We start from the raw sequence: 6,666 nt of genomic DNA, 5'->3' as shown, positions 1-6,666 counted from the left end.
CCAGCAAAACCCGAAGCCGCAGACACTAACCGCTTAACCTGCAGAAACAGGATCACGCAGAGATCAACTCATACACCACTCCGCTGGACGTGACCTAGCCTATGCGGCCGGGCTGCATCGAGCCTCCGTTATCAGTCGCGTCGACGCGGGGACATTGCTGTCAGTGCTGCTCGCCCAGTCAAATAGTCACACTGCGGGGCCTGGCAAAGGAAGCCCACCACTGCCGATGAGAGGCGAAGTGAAAGATCGCCACAGCGCTGACCACTTCGATGCGAACGAAGTGCGGCATCAAGGCCAACGCTTCCTCTGCCAGCTCAAGCGTGTGATGACGTCTATTCGCGTTCGCCCTCGTAAGGCTGTGTTGCTGTACGTGGCTGCTGTACAGCAGACGTCCCACCAGGCGCGACGCGGGCCTACGGCTACTGCCACGACCGAAGTATTTCCATGGCCTCGATCACGTCGGAAACCACGTGATCCGCGCCGTGATCGTCGCTCGACCAGGTGCCGCGATCAATCCAGATCGTGCGCAGACCCGCGGCCCGCCCTCCACCGATGTCCGCAACGAGGTGGTCACCGACCATCCATCCCCCGTCGGCGAGAACCGCGCCACAGCGCTTGGCTGCGATCTCGAACAGACCGCTGTCGGGCTTGCGGATATCTTCGACTCCGGAGAGCGCGTAGGCGTCCACGGCCTCAGCCAGCCCCGTCCGCTGGATCTTGCCTAGCTGGTTGTCCGCGGTTCCGTTGGTGACGATCGCCACCCGCCAACCGGACGCGCGTAGCCGTGCCAGTCCCTCTAGCACCTCGAGTCGACAGTGAACGAGGTACGGCATGCGCTGACGGTAGCGGCTCCACAGCTCGTCGGCCGGCTCCGGCAAGGCGAAGCGGTCCCGAATCTTGGTGAAAAAGACCTCACGATGCGGGTAGCCGGCCCGGTCGAGAGCAAGCAGCCAGTCAACCGCCTCGCGCCCAAGATCGTGCTCGTCTGTGAACTCTCCGGCCCACACGTGGAAAGCCTCGTCCAGGTTCACGAGCGTGTTGTCCAGGTCGAAGAGCGCGAGTGGTTGCACGGCAATCACCCTATGAAAGTTGTCACGCTCGGCAGCCCGCCAGGCGGGGCGCCTGCCAGCCCCGCCTGGGCCGGTGCAGCAGGTAACACGCCCCGCCCAGCGTGTAAGACACCCCGAACCGCCGTTTGACCACAGCCGCGATCCGGGCCTGTTTATCTGTGGTGCGCGACTACTCCAAGATTTCCAGAGGTGGGAGCTGATCCACGATTTTCATCGTCTCCAGGCTGACCGTCACAATCCGCTTGAGGAGGTCGATGATGTAGCGCGGATCGTCAGACCAGTCGTTGGGGTCGTTGATGATGCCGGAGTCCTTGTCGACCTTTACCTGATACCGGTCGATGATCCACTCAATTGCTGAGCGGGCGCCGAGTTGGTAGCGGTACGCCTCTTCAGGGATGTTGGTGAGTATGACCCGGTTGTTGTAGATAATGGTCGAGCGGTCCGGCTTCCCATTCACTTTGGGGATCTTCATTTTAGCCATGCGGTACAACTCGCGATGGGGGGTACCAGTCACGCTTCCAGAGACGGTCTCGACGATGCCCCTGTACGGCTCGGCCCGCTCGTAGTGGATGTGCAGGTCGGCGAGTTTGTGGCCTGCCTCGGCGTAGCCGTGGAAGTCACGCACCTTGGGGATGCGGGGGAGGGACCTCTTAAGGTCGGCCCTGAAGCGGTCGCGATACTCGGGCGAGTGGAGCAGGCCGTAGGTGTAGTAGAAGATTTCGTCTTTGGTGATCGCGGAGTTGGCGTACACCTTGCGGTAGGCGGAAACGGCCGCATTGGTGATGTTGTCAATGCGCTCGTAGCCGCTGTCCTCCTCAGAGGCAGCGAAGAGGTCGTCCCCTTGGCCGAGTTCGCGGTAGGTGTAGCGTGGGAAAAATTGGCCGTTACTCGAACCCCAATACGCCAGATCGGGAAGATGGTCGACAGCATGGACCGAGAAGGGCTTGTCGGACCCCATACCCGTGACGTAGAAACCGAAGTTCTCCGTCTCGAACGTCGGGAACATCTGTTCCAACTTGCCAGGACGGTGATTGAGATCCCGGTCGAAGTAAACCGCCTGTCGACTGAAAGGCCGATACGTGCTGTTGACCACATGGTTGGCGTAATATGTGATCTTCTTGCCCTGTGTCAGTTTAGAGACCAGACTTGACGACCAGCTAATCCGCTTGGGATCGCGGTCGATGAACACCTCGGCGTCAGTGGTCTTGGGGCTGGCGATGCCTGCCGCCTTGCAGTGCTTATTGAAGCCGCTGACCTGCTCGTTATAGACGTGGATCATCGACTCGACGTTCTCACTGACTCGCCGCTGGGAGTAGTTGTAGACCCAAGCATCCCGGTTGGTCTGGAGTCCAGGAGAGAAGATTTCGAAGATGGCCACATTCTGGCCTTTGGCCGTCTTGTCTCCGAGAGCACAGAACCTTGCAAATAGCTCGTCCCGCTGCTCAGTCCAGTCCCCATGCGCGTTCGGCGTGATCGGCTGCCAGTTCACTGTGTCAAGGCTCTGAGAGCCGACGATGCGGAGCTTGTCTTCGCGGCTGAGGTAGTCGCCGATGTCCCGGTAGTGCAGTGCGCACCCGGTGCCCGCACCGGAGTCCTTGCCACCCTTAACTAGGATCAGGATGGCGACGGTGTTTCGGCTGCCGGAGCCGAAGATCTTGCCGCCCTCCTTGCGGGACTGCTCACCGGCCGTTCGCTGGTTGCCTCGCAGGTTGTAGCAGTAGATCGCATCGAACTCTTCAGCCAGGGACTTGCGCAGTCCATCCGCGGTATTGCCGTCGATATAGCCGCCGTTGGAGACATACGCAACGATTCCCTCGTCCTTGATGCGATCCGACGCCCATCGGATGGCCCGGATGTAGGAGTCGTACAGCGAGTTCTTGTTCGTGGCGGTGGAGCGCGCCGCGTACGTGTGCTTGATGCGCTCGTCCAACACCTCGTACTTGAGGTTCTGGTTGTCGTCGTTGGCGTTGTCCTGTCCCACCGAGTACGGCGGGTTACCAACGACGACGGTGATGTCCTGCGTCTTCTGCTTCTTCGCGCGCTCGCTGTTGCCCTCCAGGACCTCCATCCCATCGAGCTTGGCGGCGCCCTCGGCGAGCTGGAAGGTGTCAGTGAGGACAATGCCCTCGAAGGGCCGGTACTCGCCACCGGCGAGGTCGTGGAAGGCGGCCTCGATGTTGATGGTGGCGATGTAGTAGGCGAGGAGCACAATCTCGTTGGCGTGCAGTTCGCTCGCGTACTTGCGCTGCAGGTCCTCGGGCTCGATCAGGCCGGACTGGAGGAGGCGTACCGGGAAGGTGCCGGTGCCGACGAAGGGGTCAATGATGTGAACACCTTCGTCGGACAGGGATCGCCCGAAGTGCTTGGCCAGGGCCTGTTCGGTGGAGCGGATGATAAAGTCGACGACCTCGACCGGGGTGTAGACGATGCCGAGCGCGTCGGCGGTCTTTGGCAGGGCGGTCTTGAAGAACTTGTCGTACAGCTCGATGATGACGCGCTGCCGGCCCTCGTGGTTGTCGATGCCCTCGGCGCGGACTCTCACCGAGTCGTAGAAGCCTTCCAGGGTCTTGGTCTCGGCGTCCATTCCCTGGTCGTCGAGGATGTCGAGCATTAGCTGCATGGCTTTGGAGACGGGGTTGTGCTCGGCGAAGCCGTAGTCCTTGAATAGGGCGTCGAAGACGGGTTTGGTGATGATGTGCTGGGCGAGCATGTCGACGGCCTCGGCCTCGCCGACGCCCGGGTTGATGTTCGAGCGCAGTTCGCCGACGAACTCTTCGAAGGCGGCCCTCTTCTCGGAAATCGTTAGGGCGGCCTTGATGCGGGTGACGTGGCGGTTGGCGATTTGGGCGATGTCCTTCGCCCATTTCTCCCAGTAATGACGCTCGCCGACCTTCTCGACGATGCGGGCATAGATCGCGTTGCGCCAGTCGCTGATGGAGAACAGCGCGTCCTGGATGTGCTGTGCGTTCTGGGCTTCCCTATTCTTGGCGGCCTCGTCGCTCTCGGCGGTGCCGGAACCGTCCGCGCCTCCGACCGATTCGTCGTTGGGGCCGATACTGCCGATGCCGATCTTGTTGTCAGGCTTCTTCTTGTTCAAGTCGATCTGGTTGACCGTCGCGTTGAAGCGGTCGTCGTGGGCGCGCAGGGCCTGGAGGACCTCCCAGACCGTCTTGAAGCGCTTGTTGTCGGCGAGTGCCTTCTCCGGCGGCATTCCAGCGGGGATGGCGACGGGCAGGATGATGTAGCCGTACTTCTTGCCAGGCGCGAGGCGCATCACGCGGCCGACGGACTGGACGACGTCGACCACGGAGTTGCGGGGGTGCAGGAAAAGGACCGCGTCCAGGTTCGGGACGTCGACACCTTCGGACAGGCAACGGACGTTGGACAGGATCCGGGCCTTGGCCGGGCCAGGGTCCTGCCTCAGCCAGTCCAGCCTCCTGCTGCGTTCCAGGGCGTTGAACGTGCCGTCGACGTGGTCGACCTCGCAGCGGAGCACGTCATCATCGGCGCCGTCGTAGGCGTCGACGATGTCGTTGAACCGGTCCGCGATCTGTTTGGAGTCGTTGATGGAGCGGGCGAAGGCGACGGCGCGCTTCATCGGCTCCTCGCCCTCGGCGAATCCAGAACCGTCGGCGAAGGTTCCGGTCCGTTTGGCCATCGCGTTCCAGCAGCCGATGATCTTTGCCGCGTCATCCAGGGCCAGCTCAGACCCGCCGCCGGCGAAGCCCTCCTGCAGGGTCTTGGCGACCACGCCCTCATCAACGGTGAGGATGAGGACCTTGTAGTCGGTGAGGAGCCCCTGATCCACGGCCTTGCCGAAGCCCAGGCGGTGGAACTCCGGCCCGTAGAGGGTCTCGTCGTCCATGGACGCGAGCACCGCGGAGACGTCTTCCGCCTGAGATTTGCTGCTGTCGTCGTACAGGCGCGGGGTGGCGGTCATGTACAGGCGCCGGGCGGCTTTCAGGTACTGCTGGTCGTGGACCTTGACGAAGTTCGACTCGTTCTGGCCGGCCAGGGTGACACCGGTGGTGCGGTGGGCCTCGTCGCAGATGACCAGGTCGAACTCGGGGTGACCCTTTCGCTGGGCCTCGGCAACCACCGGTAACGACTGGTAGGTGGAGAAGATGACCGTGATCTTTCCTCGGGGACCTCCACCGGTGATCTGGGTGTACAGCTTGACGGCGTCGGTCGTGGCGGGGAAGACGAGGTCGTACGGAGAGATGTCCTCGTTGTCGCTCCGGCTGCCCGCCTTGGTGTCGGAGCACACGGCGTACGGCCGCAACGGCACCTTGGCCTCTGTGGTCCATTCCTTCAACGTCTGGGAGAGCAGGGAGATCGAGGGGACCAGTACGAGAACGCTGCCGCCCGTTGGGACGAGGTCCTCGGCGATGCGGAGCGAGGTCAGCGTCTTGCCCGTACCGCACGCCATGATGAGCTTGCCCCTGGCGTGAGACAGAAAGCCTTCACGCACCGCGTTCAATGCGAGGTTCTGATGAGGGCGCAGGTCCTTCTTGTCCTTGCGCTTCATCACCTCGGGGGCATCAAGGCTGAACTGCGACCAGTCGACGCTCGACTCATCCAGATCCTGCACCCGCAGACGCGTCACGGGGATCTGCTGGCCCCTTAGGGCATCTTCCGCATGCTTGCTCCATTTGTCCGTTGTGGACACAATAAGGCGCGAAGAGAAGCCATCCTTGCCGGATGCGGTGAAAAACGAATCAATGTCGCTTTTCTGTAGAGTATGGCTCGGGCCGTAGAACTTGCACTGGATGGCCGCCAAGGCGCCCGTCTCGCGCTCCTGGGCGACGAGATCGATGCCGGTGTCAGGCTTTCCGGCCCGTCCAGGCCAGTCGTTCCAGAGCCAGACCTTGCTGAACCGGCTGGACCACGAGGGGTCCGTACGCAGGTAGGCGGCAACCAGTCGCTCGAACTTATCCCCCATGTCCCGCCCACTGGTCGAGGAAATATATAGCTTTTCAAGAACTTCTTTAATACTTGTCACCAATGTCCGATTCCTACCCTCGCGCGCCCGGTCCTTGCCGGAAAAAGACGCTGCAAGGCACGCGGAGGTTGACCGTTAAGTAAGGAAATGCCAGTCCTCATACGGACAAGTCGAATCATTGACAAAACAGTGCGGGGATGATCGCGGGGACACCAAAATCGCCCCATAAGTCGCAGATGGACAGGAAAGGGATAGTCGTTCAGCATGGAACCCTGCTGGCCCAGACCGACAGAAGAATCGCAGCTACCCCGGCTGGCCGACCGTGATCTGTGCTGGCGGCTGTGCTCTCCCGCGAAGGTGATCGGAGATGAAATCGACCCGCTGAACTCGCGTGTTTCGTAGGCAACGAGCCCTCTGCTCACGTATTCGGGACCGGGATAGATGGTATCGACGCTGCCTAACGTGCGGTTGTGGCGGATACTGCCGCAAGCCGCACCCCCTTGCCCGGTGGCAAGGCCTGAGGAACGAGGGCCGCGGCAGCCGATCGCCCCGACCACATATGGCGTGATCCGAAGTGAGCGATCGTCACGGCGACCCCGCACCCCGTGGTGCCCCCGCCCCCGCCGCTGGTCGTGGTGAAGGTGACCAGGCCGG

The 6,666-nt window shown here is 61.9% G+C and carries 2 protein-coding genes; both read right to left on the bottom strand.

Annotation, left to right across the window (positions count from 1 at the left end; genetic code table 11):
* Positions 1-419 precede the first annotated feature (419 nt).
* Positions 420-1,070 carry an HAD family hydrolase gene (locus AB0B89_RS33830; protein ID WP_358561008.1) on the bottom strand — a complete coding sequence of 217 codons (651 nt, stop codon included), beginning with the start codon at positions 1,068-1,070 and terminating at the stop codon, positions 420-422.
* 169 nt (positions 1,071-1,239) lie between these two features.
* Positions 1,240-6,012: a type ISP restriction/modification enzyme gene (locus AB0B89_RS33825; protein WP_358561005.1), complete on the bottom strand. Its 4,773-nt coding sequence runs from the start codon at positions 6,010-6,012 to the stop codon at positions 1,240-1,242.
* Between the last annotated feature and the right edge of the window lie 654 nt (positions 6,013-6,666).

Source organism: Sphaerisporangium sp. NPDC049002 (assembly GCF_040649355.1).
GTDB lineage: Bacteria > Actinomycetota > Actinomycetes > Streptosporangiales > Streptosporangiaceae > Sphaerisporangium.
This window is presented reverse-complemented; position numbering and strand designations above follow the sequence as displayed.

What these genes read in the sequence shown, in the direction of transcription:
- AB0B89_RS33825 (WP_358561005.1), bottom strand. Translation starts at nt 6,012, where the DNA reads ATGGGGGATAAGTTCGAGCGACTGGTTGCCGCCTACCTGCGTACGGAC.